Here is a 21,007-nt window from a genome sequence, read left to right as displayed (position 1 = left end):
AACTGGGGTGATGGTAAACATGGGGAATGAAAGTTTGGATTTGCAGGAGATGCTCGGGGCATTGTCCGAGGCTTCAGGTGTTTCGGGTGCTGAAAATGAAGCTGCCTCCGTGATGGAAAGATACATACGGCCCCATGTTGACCGTCTCGAAAAAGATGCCTTCGGCAACATCATCGCCTTCAAGAGGGGGGCGGCAGATTCCCGGCGGCGCCATGCGGTGTTCATTGCTGCCCATATAGATGAAATCGGCCTGATGGTGACCGGAGTTGATAAATGCGGGTTCATCCGATTTACCACTGTCGGTGGATTTGATCCGCGCACTCTCTGGGGGCAGTCCGTGACGGTGCACGGAAAGGAACCTTTGCGCGGTGTGATCGGAACCTTGCCTCCGCATGTGATCAAACCCGGTGATGCGAGGAAGGCGGTCAAAGTGGAGAAGATGTTCATCGATGTGGGGCTTCCTGCCGGAATAACTGCAGACCTCGTTTCTACCGGAGATATAATCACGATTTACAGACGTTTTACACCCATGAAGGATTCGCACTACATGTCCGGAAAGGCGCTTGATAACCGGGCCGGTGTAGCGACAATCATTCATTCCGCTTCCATTCTGGGGAAGTTGAAACATGGCGCGGATGTGTATTTTGTAGGCACAGCCCAGGAAGAAGTTGGTACCCGCGGAGCAGTTACTTCCGCTTACTCTGTAAATCCGGATATCGGGGTGGCAGTCGATGTCTGCCATGGGGATATGCCCGGTGTCAGTGACGAGGATACTTTCGAACTGGGAAAGGGCCCGGCCATCGCTGTGGGGCCCAACGTTCATCCCCTGTTGGCGGAAGAAATACAGAAGGTGGCTGAAGAACAGGGTATTGCGGTCAATCTGGATCCTACCCCGGGCCCCACGCCTACCGATGCACGTTCAATACAGCTCGCACGGGAGGGTGTACCTTCTGCACTGATTTCTGTTCCTTTGAGATACATGCACACCTCGGTTGAGCTTGTTCATGCCCGGGATATCGTTCAGGCGGGGCGCCTGATAGCCTATCTGATGCTGAAGATAGACGATGATTTTGTGAACGCGATCAAAAATTATGATTGAGGCCCATTTATGTTACACGGGTAATTTCGCCGATGGCAGGGCATCCCGGATTGCAGCCATGTTGTTTTGCGCATGCGGGTTTGAAACTTGCCAGCGGTATTTTCGGAGGTAAATGATCATGTATCTGGAAAAACTCTCCAATATACCCGGTGTTTCCGGGGACGAGGGGGAGGTAAGGCGCTTCATCCGCGAAGCCCTTCCCCGCAGGGGGATCACCTTGCAGACTGATGCGATGGGCAACCTTCTGGTCCGGAAGGGATCCCGCCGCCGGCTTACGCGTGCGCCCCGGATCATGCTCTCCGCACACATGGATGAGGTCGGCCTCATGGTCAGCTCGATAGAAAAAACGGGTCATCTTCGCTTCAAGAAGGTTGGTGGCATCGATGATCGTGTCCTGGTTTCCAAGCCCGTGATCGTCGGGCGGGACAAATTGCCGGGGGTGATCGGAGCCAAGGCCATTCATCTTCAGAAGCCGGAAGAACGCAAAAAAACACTGGAAGTGGAACAATTGTTTATCGATATCGGCGCCGTTAACAGGGAAGAGGCTGAAAAAGCAGTTAAAATTGGCGATTATGTTTCTTTTGATACATCTTGCGTGCGCCTGGGAGAAGATTGTTACATGGGCAAAGCGTTTGATGATCGGGCTGGTTGTTCGATCCTTCTGGAACTTCTCAGGTGCAAGGATACGCCTCCTTTCATGGCGGCATTCACTGTTCAGGAGGAAGTGGGATTGAGGGGGGCGGCGGTGGCTTCCTATACCCTTGAACCGGACCTGGCCCTGGTGCTGGAAAGTACTGCCGCTGTGGATCTGCCCGAAATCAAGGAACACAGGCATCTGACTTCGCTGGGCGGGGGTACGGCGATAAGTTTCATGGATGGGTCGGTGATCGTTGAGCGTGGGTTGCTGGAGGGGATGATCAAACTGGCGGAAGAAAAGAAAATACCCTATCAGCTGCGCCGTTTTACCGGCGGCGGAACCGATGCCGGTTCCATCTCAACCGGCCGTGGGGGGGTAAAAACCGCGGTTATATCGGTTCCCTGCCGCTACATTCATGCGCCTTCTTCCATTTTGAACGGGGGCGATTATCGCTCTACCGCGGACCTGGCTCGTGCATTTCTGGATTCTGCCGCCGCTTGGTACAATACCTAGGGGAAAGGATGTTTGCCAGACTATGGATAAATTGATCGCAAAACTTACGGAAATCTTCGGTCCTTCGGGGATGGAGTCTCACGTTCGCAAAGCCATCGTGGAAGAGATCAAAGATCTTCCCGTGGAGATCGCCGTCGATCCGCTGGGCAACCTGGCTGTTACCAGGAAAGGGCGTGGGGGACGCCTGATGCTGGCTGCACACATGGATGAGATCGGCATTATCGTTACCCACATAGATGCGAAGGGGTTTCTTAGAATCGCCGGCGTGGGCGGTATAAAGCCTGCCCAACTTGTTGGTCAACGTTTCATGTTTGAACGGGGTGTGAAGGGGACCGTCCACCATGAAAAGATCAAGAAATTGAATGAACTCGATTGGCCCAAACTCTACCTTGATATAGGTGCAACAAATGATGAAGAAGCGAGGGCCAGGGTATCCGTTGGAGATATGGCTGTATTCGATCATCGTTTTGTTGACCTGGGGGGGCGTTACATGGCCAAAGCGATGGATGATCGGGTTGGCTGTGCAATAATGATCGAGGTTCTGCGGCGCCTGCCGGCAAAGGTCCCCCGGGAACTGGTCTTTGTTTTTACCACCCAGGAGGAAGTTGGATTGCGGGGGGCAAGAAGTTCATCGTTCAGTGTCGACCCGAGCTATGGCATTGCTGTGGATGTCACCATGGTCGGGGATACACCGGAAGCTCCTTTGATGGATGTAGCTCTCGGAAAGGGACCGGCTGTGAAGGTCAAGGATTCTTCACTGATAAGCCATCCCCTCGTCCGCCGCTTGATGGTCGAAACTGCGGAAAAAAACGGGATACCCTACCAGCTTGAGGTTCTGGAAAAGGGAGGTACCGATGCGGGGGCAATACACCTGAGCCGTGAGGGAGTGCCGGCAGGGGTTGTCTCCATTCCTTGCCGTTACGTGCATACTGCTTCGGAGATGGTGGATCGGCATGATGTTGAAAACGCTGTGATTCTCCTTGAAAAGCTATGCCTATCCCCCGATTGGCCCGGATAAAAAATGGCTATTATTTTGTCACGTTTTGGCGATTACAGTCTGTTCAAATTGTTGGAGAAGACACAAAATTAAAAATATCTTGACGATAAATCTTATTTGGGTTAATATATTTTGGGTGGCAGCTTTCGGGCGCTACACCGTGTAAAAATGATACGGAATCTCTGCTTGGAGCCAAACTGGGACCGGGACGGAGGTGCTTCATCGTCGTTTGCCTGTGAGTACCTTATCGCGTTGCGGTAAGGTATTTTCAATTTATCCGAGCCAAGGAGGAGGTAGTGGCAGGAATGGAAGACATGAACATTGGTATTGTCGGGGCCGGCAACGTGGGAGTGGCGCTGGCCATGGCTCTGAAAGAAAAGGGCTTCAAACTGAACGGGATCTGTTGTCGTACCGAGGATTCTGCCCGTCGTGCTTCGGAGAAATTGGGCGTGGATCATTCCATGGATCCGGAGGAGGTCTCCAGGCGAGCGGATATAGTCTTTATCACCACCCCCGATCGGGTTATCGGGGAAATCTGCAGGGAAATTGCCCGGAACGGTGGTTTCCGGGATGGACAAGTAGTCTTGCATACGAGTGGGGCTCACGATTCCACGCTCCTTGAACCGGCGAAAAAAGCAGGAGCCGATATCCTTTCCATGCATCCCTTGCAGACATTCCCCAGCTCGGAGACGGGTTTTCAAAATTTGCCCGGATCATATTTTACCCTGGAAGGTGATGAACGGGCTCTTGAAGTGGGAGAAGAATTGGTTGCCGCGTTCGAGGGGGTGGCACTGACGATTCCCACGGAAATGAAGCCTCTTTATCATGCTTCCGCCTGTGTAGTCTGCAATTATTTCGTGGCCCTGATCGATCTGGGGCTGAAGATGATGGAAATTGCAGGGGTAGATCGCCAGAAAGCTTTACCTGCCATGATGCCCTTGATTGAAGGGACACTTGCCAACATGAAGAAGGTGGGCGTTCCCCGGGCACTTACCGGGCCTATCGATCGCGGCGATGCCTCGACGATCGGCCGCCATATAGAAAAGATGAAGGAGGTTATGCCCCAGGTCATGGAAATATACCGCCTGCTTGGCCGTTTCACGGCCGAAGTAGCCGAGGACAAAGGCACGCTGTCAGGGGAAGGCAAGAAAAACATAATCGGGGCTTTATCATAGATTCAAGAAATAATGCTATTACAAGGAGGTTTTCCGCAATGCCCGAAGGCAAGATTACCATCATCGATCTGAAAGAGAAGAAGAAGGCCAAAGAGAAAATTACCATGCTCACCGCTTACGATTACCCCACTTCCGAGCTGGTTGACGAAGCCGGGGTGGACACCATCCTGGTGGGAGATTCCCTGGGTATGGTGGTGCTAGGATACAAGGATACGCTGGCAGTAACTTTGGATGAAATGATCCATCATGCCCGTGCAGTGGTCCGCGGAGCAAAGAGGGCCATGGTAATCATCGATATGCCTTTCATGACTTACCAGATCGGCAGGGAGCAGGCGATGTCCAATGCTGCCAGAGCCATACAGGAAAGTGGTGCTGACGCGGTCAAGTTGGAAGGCGGGGAGGAAATTATTGAAGCGGTAAAAGGGATTACCGGTGCCGGGATACCCGTTATCGGGCATCTGGGTCTGACGCCCCAATCGGTCGGTCAGATGGGCGGGTTCAAGGTACAGGGCAAGGATATGCAGACTGCTTTGAAGATGGTCAACGATGCCAGGATGCTCGAGGAAGCCGGTGCTTTTGGTATCGTGCTTGAATGTGTTCCCTGGCTGTTGGCGCGCCTGATCACGGAGCAGCTTTCTATACCCACGATTGGCATCGGGGCAGGGGAACATTGTGACGGTCAAGTCCTGGTCTATCACGACGTTATGGGGCTGTACACGGGGAAAAGGCCGAAATTTGTCAAGCAATACGCCCGGGCACGCGAGGAAATGGAAAAGGGAGTCAAGAGCTATATTGAAGAGGTAAAGAATGGTACCTTCCCGGCGGATGAACACCGTTTTGGCATGTCCGAAGAAGTGTTCGAGAAGCTGGCCAGAACTCTGGACCGGCTGAAGTGATCCGGCAGGGACATTTGAGGAAATGATATGCAGGTGATCAGAGATTTCAAAACTTTGAAAAGTGAAATAGCCGGGGCCAGGCGCGACGGCAAGAGTGTGGGCTTCGTGCCGACCATGGGCTTCTTGCATGAAGGCCATCTCTCACTGCTGAGGGAGGCGGTCCGGCAGACCGAATATGTGGTACTGAGCATCTTTGTCAATCCTTTACAGTTCGGGGTGGGTGAAGATTACGAAGAATACCCGCGTGACCTGGAGCAGGATCGAAAGAAGGCGGAGGAGGCCGGGTGCGACCTTATCTTTTACCCGGAGGTAAAATCCATGTACCCCCGGGGGTATCTTACCTATGTGAATACGGAAGGCATTTCAGAGCCGCTCTGCGGCGGTTCCAGGCCCGGCCATTTTCGAGGGGTTACCACGGTTGTTACCAAGTTGTTCAACCTCGTTACTCCGGACAAAGCTTTTTTCGGGCAGAAAGATGCACAGCAGGCGTTGATCATACGCAAGATGGTGGCCGATCTGAACATGAATCTGGAGATAGTGGTCTGTCCCACGATCAGGGAAGATGATGGCCTGGCCATGAGTTCTCGCAATGCTTACCTCGAGCCTGGCGAAAGAAAAGCGGCTGCCATCCTTTACCGTACCTTGAAAAAGGCACGCGATATGGTGTTGTCGGGGGAGAAGGATGCACGGGTGGTGCGGGATTTCATGGTCGATTCCATCGGTAAAGAACCCCGGGCGAATATTCAATATATCGAGGTTGTTGACAGCGAAACCCTTCAACCGCTGGAAGAAATAGAGACGTCTGCCTTGTTGGCCCTGGCTGTGAAGTTCGGGGAGACAAGATTGATCGATAATATCTTGGTGGAGGTGTAACCTTGTTGAGGTTCATGTGCAAATCCAAAATTCATATGGCCACGGTGACGGAGGCCAATCTAAACTACATGGGAAGCATAACTATTGACTCTGCTCTCATGGAGGCGGCTGATCTTCTGGCCTATGAAAAGGTCCATGTATTGAACTGCAGCAACGGTGCCCGGTTGGAGACTTATGTTATTGCTGGCCCCCGCGGGGACGGGGACATCTGCCTGAATGGCGCCGCAGCCCGCCTGGTTGATCCCGGCGACAAGGTCATCATCATAGGTTACGGGGTTTTCAGCGAGAAGGAACTGGAAGGGTTCAAACCACGGGTGATATTTGTCAACGAGAAGAATCGCATCCAGGGTGTTCGGGAAGAGAGGCCTTTCACAGAGACAGCGTTTTAGAGTTCCCCTTTTCGATGCCCGGGGGACATACGTTCATCGGTGGTTCGGGCCGGCCGATGTTGTGAAAGATCTTCACGATTTACTCTTTATTTTTATGTGCCGCCGCGGGGAGAAGGTGGTGCGGCTTCCCCCGACCATTGATGATAGAAGATAGATATGCAAAAATAGAGGTACAGATGAAAAGTTGCCTGTCCTCTATTTTTATTTTATGATATGTATATATTGCCAATTGTCATAACATGGGAAAATGGATGGGAAGCGCATAATGGTCAAATTGCCTTATCTTCACGCCCTGAACATGATCCCCTGTCTGGGGCCGAAGAGCATTGAAGCATTGAGGGAGTATTTTCCCGACCCGGAAGAAGCCTGGCGTGCGCCGCCAGGAGCATTGAGGAATATTCCCGGTTGGGGCAAGTTGGCGGCAAAATTTGTAGCCGATCGTGCTGAAATCAGCGTTGAAGAGGAATGGAAGAAGATCGAGAACAGTGGTATCGTTGTACTGTCCATGGATGATCCCCGCTATCCGCTGCTGCTCAAGGAGATTCATTCGCCGCCACCTGTTATCTATGTGGACGGCGAGCTCGGGGAAGGGGAAGCGAGGGTGGCCATGGTCGGTAGCCGCAAATCAACCCTTTATGGACGGGAGGTCGCCCTGAAATTGTCCGGCGAATTGGCCGCCATGGGAATAGCTGTCGTCAGCGGTATGGCCATGGGTATCGATACATGGTCGCACCGAGGTGCGCTCGATGTGGGGGGAAGGACAATCGCGGTGCTAGGTTCGGGGGTGGATGTATGCTACCCCGCTCGCAATCGCCGCTTGAAGGCTGATATCAGCCGCCGGGGGGCCGTGATCAGCGAATTCCCTCCAGGCACGACTCCTTTACCCCGGAATTTTCCCCAGAGAAACCGGATCATCAGCGGCATCTCCCTGGGTGTGGTCGTGGTGGAGGCGATGGAAAGAAGCGGCGCATTGATAACGGCTGATTTTGCACTGGAGCAGGGGCGGGAAGTTTTTGCCGTACCCGGTAATATAAACAGCCCCTACAGCCGGGGGTGCAATCGCCTGATAAAACAGGGGGCCAAACTGGTTGAATCGGTCGATGATATTCTTGAGGAGCTGGATCATCTTGTCCAGAAAAAAGAAACGACGGGTGGAGTGAGGCAGATGACACTGGACGATGCGGAGGAGGAAAAAATGTTGACACTGATCCCCTTTCAGCCCATCCATTTCGATGAGATTGTCCGCCTCAGCGGGCTCCCTTCGTCCAGATTGAACGGTATATTGTTGAACCTGGAGTTGAAGGGTTTTTTGAATCAGCTACCGGGAAAATATTTTGTACGGATGCATTGACAGTGCTGGTTCGGGAAATTATTTATTAATAACAAAAGTAGCTTGTAAAATAAATAATTAACAGGAGGTTGCTATATTTGGCTAAAAAGACTCTTTTGATTGTTGAATCTTCAACCAAGGCCAATACAATAAAGAGATTCCTGGGCAGCGGTTACCAGGTTCTTGCTTCCAATGGCCATCTGATCGATCTTCCCAAGAGCAAATTGGGTATCGATATTGAAAAGGATTTCAAACCAACTTATATCACTATCCGCGGACGCGGTGAAATACTGAACAAACTGAAATCTGCGGGGAAGAAGGTGGACAGGGTGTTGCTTGCTGCTGACCCGGATCGTGAAGGCGAGGCTATCTGCTGGCATCTCAGTCGGGCGCTTGGTCTTGATGATCGTGATCTGATCAGAATAGAATTCAACGAGATCACGGGGGCAGCGATAAAAAAGGCTCTCAAGGAACCCAAGCTTATCGATGAAAATCGTGTGGAAGCCCAGCAGGCCAGAAGGATACTTGATCGCCTCGTTGGCTACCAGATCAGCCCACTTCTCTGGCAAAAGGTAAGGAAGGGCTTGAGTGCGGGAAGGGTGCAATCGGTCGCCGTTGCGCTGATTTGTGATCGCGAGAAGGAGATAGAAGCTTTTGTAGCGGATGAATACTGGTCTGTCGAAGCGGTCCTGACCGGCCAGAGCAGGCAACCTTTCAGTGCCCAGCTTCTCAAAGCTAAAGGCAAAAAAATCAAGATCGGCAACAGGGAAACGGCTGACAGGATCGTGAAGGAACTGGAGGGCAGTTCTTTTGTCGTGGAGAAAGTAACGGCCAAAAAGGTGAACAGGCGGCCGGCGCCTCCATTCATAACGAGCAGTTTGCAGCAGGTGGCGGCGCAGAAGCTGGGGTTCAATACCAGGAAAACCATGCAACTGGCGCAGCAGCTTTACGAGGGGATCAAGTTGGGTGATGGCAGGGCTACCGGATTGGTAACCTATATACGTACCGACTCGACCAGGATTTCCAACGAGGCATGCAAACGGGTGCGTGAATACATCGGGGAAAAACTTGGTCCACAGTATCTTCCACCGACTCCACACGCTTTCAAATCCCCCAGAAGGGCCCAGGAGGCTCACGAAGCGATACGGCCATCGGATGTATACCGGGAACCTGAACAGGTAAAAGCATTCCTGAACAGGGACCAGTGGAGACTCTACAAGCTTATATGGTCGCGATTTGTGGCCAGTCAGGTGGCTGCGGCGGTAGTGGACACGCTCAAGGTGGATATCATCGGGGGAGATTATTCCCTTCGCGCCACCGGAATCCGTGTGGTGTTCGATGGGCATTTGAGTGTTTACCGTAAAGATGAGAAGGATTCAAAAGCAGACAATTGGCTTCCGCCCCTTGCAGAAGGAGAAGAGCTGAAATTGAAATCCCTTTTACCGGAGCAGCATTTTACCGCGCCCCCGCCGAGGTACAACGAGGCGTCATTGGTAAGAACACTGGAAGTCAAAGGAATAGGGCGCCCCAGTACCTATTCGCCAATCATCGAGACAATCCGCAGCCGTGGTTATGTAAGTCTGGAAAAAAAGGTTTTCAAGCCCACGGAACTGGGTACGATCATCGTGGACCTGTTGAAGGAATTTTTTCCGGAGATCATAGATGTTGAATTTACCGCCAGGCTGGAGGATAAGCTGGATGATATCGAGGAAGGGAAGTTGAACAGCATCCAGGTTCTGGAGGAATTTTACGGGCCGTTTTCCAATCGTCTGAAGGTGGCCGGGGAGCAGATGCAGAAGGTGGAGATGGAACCCGAATATAGCGGCCAGCAATGCCCCCAGTGTGAAAAACCCCTTGTTTACCGTACCGGGCGTTTTGGACGTTTTCTGGCCTGTTCCGGCTTTCCGGAATGTCGTTATACGCGGAATATAAAGACGGAACTGGGGGTCAAATGCCCGGCATGCGGCGGGGAAATGCTGGAGAAACGGACACGCAAGGGGCGCATTTTCTACGGCTGCAGCAATTATCCAAAGTGTACATTTTCCCTCTGGAAAAAACCGTTGCCGGAAAAGTGCCCCGACTGCGGTTATTTCATGATCGAAAAGGATCGTAACCGGAAGATCATCGCTTGCGGGAACCCTGAATGTCCGGAGAAGGCCGCGAGGGAAAATAAATTATAGATATTGGAAACATCTTCCCCCTAGGCTATGGCCGTGAGGCGCTCGGGTAATGAAAACAACCCGGCAGGATGTCGAGATCCGGTGGCCGGTATTTTCCGCGATATTGCCGCTGCCCATCAACAATTTTTCAACAGTGAATGTTATGAATGTTTATTAATATTTACCTAGGTATGCTTGCATGTCTTTTCAAAATATGCTAATATATTTGCGGCGAGGGAAGGATATGTACAACGATCTGGAAGAATATCTGAGTTATCTGGGTAATGAAAAAAACTACTCGCCACTTACAATCAGAAGTTACCGGACTGACTTGAAGCAGTTTCTGAACTTTGTCGAAAAAGAGTGTGGCCAGGACGAGGCTAACCAGAAATGGGTGTTGCGGAAGTTTTTGGCAAGTTTGATGGATCGTGATTATGAAAGGAAGACCATCGCCCGGAAGCTGTCAGCAGTTCGCTCTTTCTTCAAATACCTCCTCAAGGAGGGAATCGTTGAGGAGGGATACTGGGCTACTGTGATGACACCCAGATTGCCTCGCAATCTGCCCAATTTTCTGTACTACCATGAAGTGGATGTGCTACTGTCACTTCCGGATCGAGATACCGTGCTGGGATGCAGGGATCGGGCTATACTGGAGCTTATTTACGGCACCGGTATGAGAGTTGGCGAACTGGTGAATACTACGGTGGATTCCATATCCGTGGATCAACGGTTGATCAGGGTGGTCGGTAAAGGATCAAGGGAACGGATCCTGCCGGTGGGCAGAAAAGCAATCGATGCTTGCATGACGTATATGACTCACGCGCGGGAAGAGCTTCTTGGCAGAAATGATGAATACAGATCCGGCGCGGGGAGAAAAGAAAGAACACTGTTTTTGAACCGTTTTGGAAAACCTTTGTCTGACAGGGGGGTCCGTTATATATTTGATAAATATATCGGACAAGCCAGCAGCAAGGAGGGCATCAGCCCCCACACGTTGCGTCACTCTTTTGCCACCCATCTGCTGGAACGGGGGGCGGATCTGAGGGCGGTGCAGGAGTTGCTCGGCCATGTCAACGTTTCCACCACCCAGATATACACGCATGTTACCAGGGAGAGGTTGAAAGAGGTTTACGGCATGGCTCACCCACGTGCTTGAAACAGTGATTGAGAGGAAAGGATCGGCATTGTTCAAAGCGACGACGATCATAGCAGTAAAAAAAGGGAATCATGTTGCCATTGGAGGCGATGGCCAGGTTACCTTTGGCAATAGCACTATCATCAAGAAAAATGCTCACAAGGTGAGGAGGCTTTACGAGGGAAAGATACTGGCTGGTTTTGCAGGGACGGTGGCCGACGCATTTGCTCTTTTTGATAAATTTGAAAGCAAGCTTGAAAAATACAACGGGAATATCAAGAGGGCGGCTGTTGAACTGGCCAAGGAATGGCGTACGGACAAGATCTTGCGAAAACTGGAAGCACTTCTGGTTGCCGCCAGTTGTGAAGACCTGGTGATCATATCAGGTACCGGGGAGGTAATCGAACCGGACGACAATATAGCTGCCGTGGGCTCGGGGGCTTCCTATGCAACGGCAGCGGCACGGGCATTGGTCAAACATACTGACCTGGTTCCGGCCGATATTGTACGGGAATCCCTTCAGATAGCAGCTGAAATTTGTGTGTTCACCAATGATAGAATTGCCGTGGAGGAGCTACCCTGAGGGGTATCGTTTCAAGTATTATTGCGTGGAGGTGTGTTAACGCTTGTTCAAAAATGAACTTACACCCAGGGAAATAGTAAGGGAACTGGATAAATATATAATTGGCCAGGCGGAAGCAAAAAGGTGTGTTGCCGTGGCTCTCCGCAATCGCTATCGACGTCAGAAGCTGCCTTCAAACTTGCAGGATGAGGTGACACCCAAGAATATCATCATGATCGGGCCCACCGGTGTTGGCAAGACCGAGATTGCGCGCAGGCTTTCCAGATTGGTGAATGCTCCTTTTGTCAAGGTGGAGGCTACCAAGTTCACCGAGGTAGGGTATGTGGGGCGTGATGTGGAATCGATGATTCGTGATCTGGTGGAAACATCTATTCGTATCGTGCAACAGGAAAAAACGAAACAGGTGGAGGACAAAGCAGCAGCCAGCGCGGAAGAGAGATTGCTTGAAATTCTGGTTCCACTTCCGAAGAGAAAGGCAAAATCTGCAAATCCTCTTTCTTTTTTGTTTTCCGGTTCAGCCACTTCTGAAACAGAGACCGAGGATGTAAACTTTCAAACCAGACTTCGGGCTGCAAGGGAAGAACAGTTGATCTACAAGGAGAAACTGAAAAGGGGGGAGTTGGAGGAAGATATTGTCGAGATCGAGGTTGATGATCAGCGCCCGCAGATGATCGAGGTATTTTCGGGCTACGGCATGGATGAAATGGGAATCAACCTGCAGGATATATTTGGCGGGATATTGCCGACCAGGAAAAAGAAGAGAAAGGTATCGGTAAGTGAAGCCCGGCAAATTATCCAGGCCGAGGAAGCGCAAAAAATGATCGATATGGATGCGGTGATCAGCGAAGCGATTGAGAAAGCAGAACAGGTGGGAATAATCTTTTTTGATGAAATCGACAAAATTGCCAGCAAAGAATACGGGGGAACAGGTCCGGATGTTTCCCGGGAGGGGGTGCAGAGGGATATATTGCCCATCGTGGAGGGGTCCACGGTGGTGACCAAGTACGGCCCGGTAAAAACCGACCATATTCTGTTCATTGCTGCCGGCGCTTTCAATGTGGCCAAGCCATCAGATCTTATCCCTGAACTGCAAGGGAGGTTTCCGATCCGGGTGGAACTCAAGAGCCTTACTTCCGAGGATTTTGTACGCATTCTTACCGAACCGCAAAATGCACTTATCAAGCAATACACGGCCCTTCTGGAAACCGAGGGTATATCTTTGAAAATTGCGGATGAGGCTATAGAAGAAATATCGGAAATTGCCAACCAGGTAAATAGCGACACGGAAGATATCGGTGCCAGACGTTTGCACACCATCATGGAGAAGCTTCTTGACGAGATCTCATTTGAAGCTCCGGAACGCAAAGGAGCGGAAATCTTGATAGATAGGGATTACGTCATGAATAAATTAAAAAATATTGTAAAAGATAGAGATTTAAGCAAATATATTCTATAAATAAAAAAGAAGAAAGAAGGGATCTATCATGTTTACTTCTCCATTGCTAGAAAAGACCAGGGGGATCAACAAGATTTTGCAGAAAACAGCTGGTCAGCATGTTGATTTTACCGAGGTGGCCGATGCTTTGAAAAAAGTAATTGATTGCAATGTCTACATTGCAGACCACAATGGATTGATACTGGGGTATTCTCTGGTAGGGGATTTTGAATGTGATATCATGATGGATCAGGTGATCGAGAATGGGTTGTTTCCTGAAAGTTACAATGAATTCTTGCTGAAGAGCGAGGAATCAAGGGTCAACCTGAGGCAGAAATCGGATGATTGCGTCTTTGCCGACGAGGAAGTTTGCCACTATGAAGACAAGATCACGACGATCATACCGATCATCGGTGGCGGAAGACGCCTGGGAACGCTGATACTGGCGCGTTTCAGCGAGATGTTTGCTGCTGATGATCTGATTCTGGCCGAAACGGGAGCAACCGTGGTGGGGATGCAGATTCTTCGTTCCAAAGCGGAGAAGATCGAGGAAGAAGCACGCAACAAAGCCGTGGTTCAGCTGGCAGTTGCTACCCTGTCTTACTCGGAACTGGAGGCAGTGGAGCATATTTTTGAGGAACTTGGAGGCGAGGAAGGCCTTCTGGTAGCGAGCAAGATAGCCGATCAACTCGGGATCACACGTTCGGTGATCGTGAATGCGCTTCGCAAGTTTGAAAGCGCCGGTGTAATCGAATCACGCTCACTTGGTATGAAAGGCACATACATCAAGGTGCTCAATCCTTTTCTGCTGGATCATCTCCTGGGGAAAGATGGGAAAGCTATATAGATCGATGCTGTTAAAAGAAATAATTCGTAGTCAGGACCATTAAAAGAGTAATTCATCAATTACTCTTTTTTTTTAAAGATTTCTGTTTTTCGGTCGGTCCTGTCAATAATATGCGTCGGGTTCATGACGTTATCAATTCCTTCATTGATGCTCCTTTCAACCGGATCGAATGAGTGGAGAATCATGTTGATATTGGGGCGTTCCCGGGCAGGGGAATGATCGTCGGCAACAGGCTCCGGCGATGGTAACATATTCTTGCTATTTGAAATAAACTGTGCTATACTACCGATGTTGTTTTTATTACACACGCCTGCCAATTCAGGCCTCGGTGCCAATTTTGCATGCAAAAATGGTAGGGCCGGAAAATGAGGGGGCGGAGGTAAAAACCAATTTGAAGGGAGATCAATTATCCATGGCCGTAGTAACCATGAAACAGCTTCTGGAATCGGGTGTTCACTTTGGACACCAGACCCGCAGATGGAACCCCAAAATGAAGAAGTATATCTTTACCGATCGGAACGGCATCTACATTATCGATCTGCAAAAAACAATCAGGATGTTGGATCAAACCTACCGTATAGTACGCGATATGGTTGCCGAAGGAGGAAAAATTCTCTTTGTCGGTACAAAGAAACAGGCTCAGGAATCCATCCGGGTTGAGGCTGAACGATGCGGTATGTTTTATGTAAATCAAAGATGGCTCGGCGGTATGCTGACAAACTACAAGACCATCAGTACGCGAATCAACCGGTTGAATGAACTGGAACAAATGGAAGAGGACGGTCATTTCGAACTTCTGACCAAGAAAGAAGTTATATTTCTGCAAAGGGAAAAAGAAAAGTTGTTGAAATACCTTGGTGGCATCAGGGACATGGATGGCTTACCCGATGCGGTATATATAGTTGATTCCAGGAAAGAAAGGATTGCCGTGGCGGAAGCCCGCCGCCTGGGGATTCCGATCATTGCTATCGTTGATACCAACTGTGATCCGGATGAGATAGACCATATAATTCCGGGGAATGATGATGCCATAAGAGCGATAAAATTGATTTCCTCCATCATCGCCAATGCTGTTCTGGAGGGGCGGCAGATATGGGAATCTCTTCATGAAGAAGTTGAAGAAGGTGATGATCCGGATGAAGAAAAACCGGTCTTCTTCGATGAACAGTTGGAAGATATGATGAGCAAGGAAGAGGGAGCGGCAGAAGAAGAATCGGTTCCGGAAGAAGTTGAATCGGGAGAGACGGCCGCCAGATCTGCAGATGCAGGGGATGCGACTCTGACGGAAGAGGGAGCCCCGGTAAAGCCCGGGGAAAACGAAGTTCCTGAAAAAGATGAGAACCTCCCGTTGGAAGAAAAATCGCAGGACGGGGCCGCGGCAGCAACGGTGAAGGACGATGCTCCCGAAGAGGTGCCGAAGGACGAAACGGTGGCCGGGGCGCTGCCGGAAGAAGATAAAGCAGAAAATCAAAAAACAGGGGACGACATGGCTGAAGAAGAGAAATGATTTTGCCATCGCGGGGGTGGTCCGAAAAACCGGGGCCACACTCGACCTGCCTGAAAAACATGTAATGGAAACAAAACTTTATATGGGGGTAAACATTGAAATGGGGATAGATGCTCAAGCTGTAAAGAAATTGCGAGAAAAAACAGGCGTGGGGATGATGGATTGTAAAAAAGCCCTGGTTGAAACCGGGGGCGATATAGAAAAAGCGATCACTCTCCTGCGAGAAAAAGGCCTGGACACTGCGGCAAAGAAGTCTTCCCGCCTGGCTTCGCAGGGGATTGTCAGTTCGTATATACATCTTGGTGAAAAAGTTGGTGTACTTCTGGAGGTTAACTGCGAGACCGATTTCGTGGCCAAGAATGAGGAATTCCGGAGCTTTGTAAACAACCTGTGTTTGCAGATCGCCGCCTCCGGGCCATCCTATCTGAAAAAAGAAGATGTTCCCCGGGAGACAATAGAGAAGGAAGAGGAAATACTCCGCCAGCAGGCCCTGAATGAAGGCAAACCGGAGAAGATTGTCGAGAAGATCGTTGCGGGACGCATCGGGAAATTTTACAAAGATAACTGTCTGCTGGAGCAGACCTATGTCAGGGATGAGGAGAAAACGGTAAACGACCTGCTGGTTGAAACGATTGCCAGGTTGGGTGAAAATATCGTGATACGCAGGTTTGCCCGCTTTGAAGTGGGCGAAGAATTGGAAGATGCCGATAGCGGTACAGAATAGATTTTTTTACACCCCATGCAAGGGTTATTTTTTTTGATAAACAGGTGATGGAACCGGGAAGGGGCAGCCGGGAGATGCCAAGATATGATCGGGTGATTTTGAAACTGAGCGGAGAGGCTCTGGCCGGAAAAAAGGGCTTCGGGATCGATCACCTTTTTCTTGAGGAAATTGCCGTACAGTTGAAAGAGGTTATCCAATGCAAGGTGGAACTGGCTATTGTCGTGGGCGGCGGTAATCTGTGGCGTGGTTCATACGCACATGAACAGGGGATGGATCGGGCTACTGCCGATTACATGGGAATGTTGGCCACGGTTATAAATGCCCTGGCATTGCAGGATGCGCTTGAACGTCATGAGGTCGTTACCCGCGTACAAACCGCGATCGAGATGAGAGAAGTTGCTGAACCCTACATACGGCGCAAGGCTTTGAGACATCTGGAAAAAGGGCGGGTGGTGATCTTTGCGGGGGGTACCGGCAACCCCTATTTTACCACTGATACCTGTGCTGCGCTCCGCGCCGCTGAAATAGGTGCGGAGGTTATCTTGCTGGCCAAGGGAAAGGTGGATGCGGTTTACGACGAGGATCCGCTCATCAATCCGGACGCATTGAAATTCACGGAGTTGAGTTACCTTGATGTTCTGAACAAGGGGCTGGGGGTCATGGATGCCACGGCCACTTCATTGTGCATGGACAACAAGATCAAGATAATTGTTTTTGGATTGAGTGAGTTTGGAAATATCAAAAAAGTTATCATGGGTGAAAAAATAGGTACTACTGTCAGCTAACTGTTCAGGAAGGAGGATAGTCCTTGTATGGATGAAATCTACGTAGAAATAGAGGAACGCATGAAAAAATCTGTGTCCAACATGAAACGAGAATTGTTGACCCTCCGTGCTGGACGAGCTTCCCCTGCCCTGGTCGAGGGCCTGGAGGTTGACTATTACGGTACGATGACTCCTTTGAATCAGCTGGCCGGGATAACAGTACCGGAACCGAGACTTATCGTTATCCAACCCTGGGACAAGGGGGCAATAAAGGAAGTGGAGAAGGCGATCCTCAAATCTGACCTGGGGCTTACGCCGAACAATGACGGAAATTTGATCCGTCTTGCGATCCCCCAGCTTACGGAGGAACGGCGTCTTGAACTGGTGAAATTTGTACGCAAGAAAGGCGAAGAGGGAAGAATCGCTATCCGCAACCTTCGCCGTGAGGCCAACGAGAAGCTCAAGGCTGCACAGAAGGATGGGCAGTTATCCGAGGATCAGTTCTATACTTCACAGGAGAAGACCCAGGAAATGACAGATGATTATATAAAAATGATAGACGGCCTTCTGGAGGAAAAAGAAAAAGAAATAATGGAGGTTTGAAATAACCTGAAAAATGAAAATGCCGCAAGTTATTGCTTTTCCCCTGGAGATGGCCAGGGAAGAACTTGCCCGGTCGGGGTTCAAGGTTAGAATAATCAAAACGTTGCCACCTGGCAAAAAAGATGATTCCGGTGTAAATTACAGGGTTGCAAGGCAGCGTCTTATCGATGACAAATTGGTAGAATTGGTGATAACAATGGACACTGGTAAAAGGGGGTGAAAAATGTGGCTTTTCGTATCATACCGGATGAGTGTACTGCTTGCGGACTGTGCGCCGATGTCTGCCCGTCAGATTCGATCCAAGAAGGCGATGATTTTTATGTTATAGATCCTGAAACCTGTGACGAATGCGGCGCATGTATGGATGAATGCCCCAATGAGGCGATTGTGGAGGAATAAGAGATTTATAGCGGGAGCCCCCTCTGGCCAGAGGGGGCTATTTTTCAATATCCGGGGATAATATTCTGAAGCCTCCAATGATGAAAGGGTAAATGCTTATGGGAAAGGATAGTACCAGAGAGCACGAAAAGAAACTCTTTGAAAAGATACGGTGGGATGAAATCCCTCAACATATCGCCATCATCATGGATGGTAACGGACGTTGGGCCCGGGAACGTGGGCTGCCCCGTGTGGAAGGGCATCGTAAGGGGGCAGATGTGTTACGGGATTTGCTGGAAGTGGTCTGCGAGTTCAAGATCAACTTTTTCACCGTTTATGCCTTCTCCACGGAAAACTGGAAGAGGCCGGACAGGGAAGTCGAATTTCTTATGGAACTTCCTCACCGCTTTCTGAACCGGGATATCGGCTTGCTCATGGAGAAAAATATCAAATTCAAGATCACGGGATGCCTGGAAGGCTTTCCTGACAGAGCACAGCGAGCCATTCATGAAACGCTGGACAGAACTGCGGCCAATACGGGGATGATCTTCAACATGGCCATAAATTACGGGGGGCGCTCGGAAATTGTCCGGGCGGCCAGAACGGTTGCTGCCAAAGTTCTGAAGGGCCAGATCAGGGAGGAAGAAATAGATGAAAGTTTGATAAGTGCAAATCTGTTTACCTTCGATCTGCCCGATCCGGATCTGATCATTCGTACCGGCGGAGAAATGCGCCTGAGCAATTTTCTCCTCTGGCAGGCAGCCTATGCGGAATTGTTTTTTCTCCCTGTCTACTGGCCTGATTTCAGACGGATTCATCTTCTGGAGGCTATTCATGATTTTCAAAAAAGGCACCGCCGATTCGGGGGACTGGAGTGTTGAAAGATGCTGAGCAAAAGAATTCTATCGGCTATCGTTGCGCTTCCAATAGTGTTTTATTTGATCTGGTTGGGCGGTTACTGGTATACCGCTTTGATCTGTATAGCTGCCGTGGTTGGCATTCATGAGTACATGAAAATGCTGGATCTGAAGTCTTTGATTCCTCAAATATACAGCTATATTTCAGTCGTTGCCATCGTCGTGTCCGTGCATTTCGGGTATGTGTTCATAACTCTGGCTGTTATTTGCGCCATTTTTGTTATTACGGCCTTGAACCTGCTCCTTGATTTCAAGGATACTGACGTGGCGGAAATGGCCTCCCTGTTCTGGGGGATCATGTACGTTGGCGGGCTGTTGGCTTTTCTGGTATCGATGCGAAGTATGTTTGCTTTGCATTTCACGGTCATGTTTTTTGCTGTCATCTGGGCAAATGATACGGCCGCCTATTTCGTGGGAAGGAAGTGGGGAAGGAACAAGCTTTCACCGCTTGTCAGCCCCAACAAAACCATCGAGGGGGCGATCGGCGGGTTGGTCGTCCCACTGGCACTGGTAGCGATTTTGCATCCACTCATCGGTCAACATTATCCTCTCACCCTGGGGTGGTCCATCATCTTCACCGTGTCAATAGTGGCCATGGCCCAGGTAGGGGATCTGGTCGAATCGGCCATGAAAAGAAAGTTGAAGGTCAAGGAATCGGGGGGTATAATTCCAGGGCACGGGGGTGTTCTGGATCGTTTTGACGGCATTATCTTTGCTGCACCTTTCGCTCATTATTTTCTGATGATTGCCCAAAGGTTCATCGCATTCCTGAAATAAAGGGGAAAATCTGGCTGCAGGTTCGTAACAAGGCGGCGACCGGTGTTACAAGGATGGGAGCAAAGGTGTATAATCGAAGTAGCCGTTTAAAATTAAGGAGGTAAAAAACTGCCGAATATAAGTATCCTGGGTTCAACCGGTTCCGTGGGCAGGCAGGCATTGGAAGTTATCGGTGCGCTGGGGCGTGATTACAAGGTTGTTGCTCTTTCTGCCAATACAAACTACAGGTTGTTGGCAGAACAGGCCCGTCGTTTCAACCCCGAGCTGGTGGTTCTTGCCGGCGGGGAAGATAACATTGATCTTTTGATCGGAGAAATCGGGGATCGCCGCATCAGGGTGGAAGCGGGGAGGGAAGCGCTCATCCATGCAGCTCTCGAACCCTCTGCAGATATCGCCCTTATCGCCGTGGTGGGATTCGGTGGGTTCGCGCCTACCGTTGCTGCCTTGAAAGCGGGGAAGCGCATCGCCCTGGCCAACAAAGAATCGCTCGTCGTCGGTGGGGAGCTACTTTCCCGCGAGGTGCCGGGCTTCCGGGAATTGATTGTTCCCGTGGACAGTGAACATTCCGCGATTTTTCAATGCCTGCGAGGAGAAAAAATGGCAAATGTCGCCCGCCTGATTCTTACGGCATCGGGCGGTCCTTTCCGGGAAATGGATCCTCTTCGACTGGAGAGGGTGAATCCGGAAGAGGCGTTGAAGCACCCCCGGTGGCGGATGGGGCCCAAGATTACCATAGATTCTGCTACCCTGATGAACAAAGGTTTTGAGGTGCTGGAAGCGCGATGGTTATTTGGTATCGACCTGGATCGGATCAAGGTGGTTGTCCACCCCCAGAGCATGGTTCATTCTTTGGTGGAGTTTGTAGACGGTTCGGTAAAAGCGCAGATTGCACCTCCGGATATGCGCATTCCCATTCAATATGCACTTACATATCCCGCGCGGAAAGAATCTTCTTTTCCCAGGGTCGATCTGGTAGAACAATCATGGAACTTTGAACCCCCTGACATGGAAAGATTCCCTGCTCTTGAGATTGCCTACATGGCCGGAAAATCTGGAGGAACGATGCCTGCGGTATTGAACGCTGCCAATGAAATTGCAGTGGATCAGTTTTTGAAGGGCAGAATAAAGTTCCCCGAAATAACGGGCATTGCCAGAAATATCATGGATGAGCACAAGATAATAAGAAGCCCGTCGGGGGAAGATATAGTCGAAGCCGACCGGTGGGCCCGGAAAATCGCGTTAAATATCTGTAAAGCAGGTGATCGGTGA

22 protein-coding genes are annotated in these 21,007 nt (G+C 50.3%); all 22 read left to right on the top strand.

The window, feature by feature from the left end; genetic code table 11:
* Window positions 1-19 precede the first annotated feature (19 nt).
* The 22 genes from GX364_08315 (at window position 20) to GX364_08210 (ending at window position 21,007) form a co-directional block, all read left to right on the top strand.
* Window positions 20-1,099 (top strand): M42 family metallopeptidase, encoded by a 1,080-nt coding sequence (locus GX364_08315; GenBank protein NLI70850.1) that lies wholly within the window; start codon window positions 20-22, stop codon window positions 1,097-1,099.
* A 118-nt stretch (window positions 1,100-1,217) separates the two neighbouring features.
* Window positions 1,218-2,249: a M42 family metallopeptidase gene (locus GX364_08310; GenBank protein NLI70849.1), complete on the top strand. Its 1,032-nt coding sequence runs from the start codon at window positions 1,218-1,220 to the stop codon at window positions 2,247-2,249.
* A 22-nt stretch (window positions 2,250-2,271) separates the two neighbouring features.
* Window positions 2,272-3,267 (top strand): M42 family metallopeptidase, encoded by a 996-nt coding sequence (locus tag GX364_08305; GenBank protein ID NLI70848.1) that lies wholly within the window; start codon window positions 2,272-2,274, stop codon window positions 3,265-3,267.
* Between the two features lie 284 nt (window positions 3,268-3,551).
* Window positions 3,552-4,421 (top strand): DUF2520 domain-containing protein, encoded by an 870-nt coding sequence (locus GX364_08300; protein ID NLI70847.1) that lies wholly within the window; start codon window positions 3,552-3,554, stop codon window positions 4,419-4,421.
* A gap of 38 nt (window positions 4,422-4,459) precedes the next feature.
* Complete coding sequence (gene panB / locus GX364_08295) at window positions 4,460-5,317, top strand: 3-methyl-2-oxobutanoate hydroxymethyltransferase (GenBank protein ID NLI70846.1); 858 nt, start codon at window positions 4,460-4,462, stop codon at window positions 5,315-5,317.
* Between the two features lie 27 nt (window positions 5,318-5,344).
* Window positions 5,345-6,190 (top strand): pantoate--beta-alanine ligase, encoded by an 846-nt coding sequence (locus GX364_08290; GenBank protein NLI70845.1) that lies wholly within the window; start codon window positions 5,345-5,347, stop codon window positions 6,188-6,190.
* Window positions 6,191-6,192: 2 nt separating this feature from the next.
* Window positions 6,193-6,579: an aspartate 1-decarboxylase gene (locus GX364_08285; protein ID NLI70844.1), complete on the top strand. Its 387-nt coding sequence runs from the start codon at window positions 6,193-6,195 to the stop codon at window positions 6,577-6,579.
* Between the two features lie 265 nt (window positions 6,580-6,844).
* A complete protein-coding gene (gene dprA, locus GX364_08280; GenBank protein ID NLI70843.1) occupies window positions 6,845-7,930 on the top strand; it encodes a DNA-protecting protein DprA in 1,086 nt (361 codons plus the stop codon).
* A 77-nt stretch (window positions 7,931-8,007) separates the two neighbouring features.
* Entirely contained in the window at window positions 8,008-10,089 is a 2,082-nt protein-coding gene (topA, locus tag GX364_08275) for a type I DNA topoisomerase (protein ID NLI70842.1), read from the top strand.
* 223 nt (window positions 10,090-10,312) lie between these two features.
* Window positions 10,313-11,224 (top strand): tyrosine recombinase XerC, encoded by a 912-nt coding sequence (locus GX364_08270; GenBank protein NLI70841.1) that lies wholly within the window; start codon window positions 10,313-10,315, stop codon window positions 11,222-11,224.
* Window positions 11,225-11,252: 28 nt separating this feature from the next.
* On the top strand, window positions 11,253-11,786 hold the full coding sequence (gene hslV, locus GX364_08265) for an ATP-dependent protease subunit HslV (GenBank protein ID NLI70840.1): 534 nt from the start codon (window positions 11,253-11,255) through the stop codon (window positions 11,784-11,786).
* Window positions 11,787-11,829: 43 nt separating this feature from the next.
* A complete protein-coding gene (hslU, locus tag GX364_08260) occupies window positions 11,830-13,242 on the top strand; it encodes an ATP-dependent protease ATPase subunit HslU (GenBank protein ID NLI70839.1) in 1,413 nt (470 codons plus the stop codon).
* A gap of 28 nt (window positions 13,243-13,270) precedes the next feature.
* Window positions 13,271-14,068 carry a GTP-sensing pleiotropic transcriptional regulator CodY gene (gene codY, locus GX364_08255; GenBank protein NLI70838.1) on the top strand — a complete coding sequence of 266 codons (798 nt, stop codon included), beginning with the start codon at window positions 13,271-13,273 and terminating at the stop codon, window positions 14,066-14,068.
* A 412-nt stretch (window positions 14,069-14,480) separates the two neighbouring features.
* Complete coding sequence (rpsB, locus tag GX364_08250) at window positions 14,481-15,575, top strand: 30S ribosomal protein S2 (GenBank protein NLI70837.1); 1,095 nt, start codon at window positions 14,481-14,483, stop codon at window positions 15,573-15,575.
* Window positions 15,576-15,675: 100 nt separating this feature from the next.
* Window positions 15,676-16,299 carry a translation elongation factor Ts gene (gene tsf / locus GX364_08245; GenBank protein NLI70836.1) on the top strand — a complete coding sequence of 208 codons (624 nt, stop codon included), beginning with the start codon at window positions 15,676-15,678 and terminating at the stop codon, window positions 16,297-16,299.
* Between the two features lie 74 nt (window positions 16,300-16,373).
* Window positions 16,374-17,084: a UMP kinase gene (locus tag GX364_08240; protein ID NLI70835.1), complete on the top strand. Its 711-nt coding sequence runs from the start codon at window positions 16,374-16,376 to the stop codon at window positions 17,082-17,084.
* A gap of 27 nt (window positions 17,085-17,111) precedes the next feature.
* Window positions 17,112-17,666 (top strand): ribosome recycling factor, encoded by a 555-nt coding sequence (gene frr / locus GX364_08235; GenBank protein ID NLI70834.1) that lies wholly within the window; start codon window positions 17,112-17,114, stop codon window positions 17,664-17,666.
* 13 nt (window positions 17,667-17,679) lie between these two features.
* Window positions 17,680-17,886, top strand: coding sequence for a hypothetical protein (locus GX364_08230; GenBank protein NLI70833.1), 207 nt, complete (start codon window positions 17,680-17,682; stop codon window positions 17,884-17,886).
* A 5-nt stretch (window positions 17,887-17,891) separates the two neighbouring features.
* Complete coding sequence (locus GX364_08225; protein ID NLI70832.1) at window positions 17,892-18,065, top strand: 4Fe-4S binding protein; 174 nt, start codon at window positions 17,892-17,894, stop codon at window positions 18,063-18,065.
* 92 nt (window positions 18,066-18,157) lie between these two features.
* Window positions 18,158-18,925: an isoprenyl transferase gene (locus GX364_08220; GenBank protein ID NLI70831.1), complete on the top strand. Its 768-nt coding sequence runs from the start codon at window positions 18,158-18,160 to the stop codon at window positions 18,923-18,925.
* A 3-nt stretch (window positions 18,926-18,928) separates the two neighbouring features.
* Entirely contained in the window at window positions 18,929-19,738 is an 810-nt protein-coding gene (locus GX364_08215; GenBank protein ID NLI70830.1) for a phosphatidate cytidylyltransferase, read from the top strand.
* A gap of 108 nt (window positions 19,739-19,846) precedes the next feature.
* On the top strand, window positions 19,847-21,007 hold the full coding sequence (locus GX364_08210; protein ID NLI70829.1) for a 1-deoxy-D-xylulose-5-phosphate reductoisomerase: 1,161 nt from the start codon (window positions 19,847-19,849) through the stop codon (window positions 21,005-21,007).

The organism is Bacillota bacterium (genome assembly GCA_012518215.1).
Taxonomy (GTDB): Bacteria; Bacillota; Dethiobacteria; order DTU022; family PWGO01; genus JAAYSV01.
This window is presented reverse-complemented; position numbering and strand designations above follow the sequence as displayed.

Excerpts from the sequence above, each read along its gene's own strand:
- GX364_08240 (NLI70835.1), top strand. The coding sequence starts at position 16,374 with ATGCCAAGATATGATCGGGTGATTTTGAAACTGAGCGGAGAGGCTCTG.
- codY (NLI70838.1), top strand. The coding sequence starts at position 13,271 with ATGTTTACTTCTCCATTGCTAGAAAAGACCAGGGGGATCAACAAGATT.
- frr (NLI70834.1), top strand. The coding sequence starts at position 17,112 with ATGGATGAAATCTACGTAGAAATAGAGGAACGCATGAAAAAATCTGTG.
- GX364_08290 (NLI70845.1), top strand. The coding sequence starts at position 5,345 with ATGCAGGTGATCAGAGATTTCAAAACTTTGAAAAGTGAAATAGCCGGG.
- GX364_08270 (NLI70841.1), top strand. The coding sequence starts at position 10,313 with ATGTACAACGATCTGGAAGAATATCTGAGTTATCTGGGTAATGAAAAA.
- GX364_08230 (NLI70833.1), top strand. The coding sequence starts at position 17,680 with ATGAAAATGCCGCAAGTTATTGCTTTTCCCCTGGAGATGGCCAGGGAA.
- GX364_08305 (NLI70848.1), top strand. The coding sequence starts at position 2,272 with ATGGATAAATTGATCGCAAAACTTACGGAAATCTTCGGTCCTTCGGGG.
- tsf (NLI70836.1), top strand. The coding sequence starts at position 15,676 with ATGGGGATAGATGCTCAAGCTGTAAAGAAATTGCGAGAAAAAACAGGC.
- GX364_08300 (NLI70847.1), top strand. The coding sequence starts at position 3,552 with ATGGAAGACATGAACATTGGTATTGTCGGGGCCGGCAACGTGGGAGTG.
- GX364_08310 (NLI70849.1), top strand. The coding sequence starts at position 1,218 with ATGTATCTGGAAAAACTCTCCAATATACCCGGTGTTTCCGGGGACGAG.
- GX364_08315 (NLI70850.1), top strand. The coding sequence starts at position 20 with ATGGGGAATGAAAGTTTGGATTTGCAGGAGATGCTCGGGGCATTGTCC.
- dprA (NLI70843.1), top strand. The coding sequence starts at position 6,845 with ATGGTCAAATTGCCTTATCTTCACGCCCTGAACATGATCCCCTGTCTG.
- rpsB (NLI70837.1), top strand. The coding sequence starts at position 14,481 with ATGGCCGTAGTAACCATGAAACAGCTTCTGGAATCGGGTGTTCACTTT.
- panB (NLI70846.1), top strand. The coding sequence starts at position 4,460 with ATGCCCGAAGGCAAGATTACCATCATCGATCTGAAAGAGAAGAAGAAG.
- GX364_08215 (NLI70830.1), top strand. The coding sequence starts at position 18,929 with ATGCTGAGCAAAAGAATTCTATCGGCTATCGTTGCGCTTCCAATAGTG.
- GX364_08220 (NLI70831.1), top strand. The coding sequence starts at position 18,158 with ATGCTTATGGGAAAGGATAGTACCAGAGAGCACGAAAAGAAACTCTTT.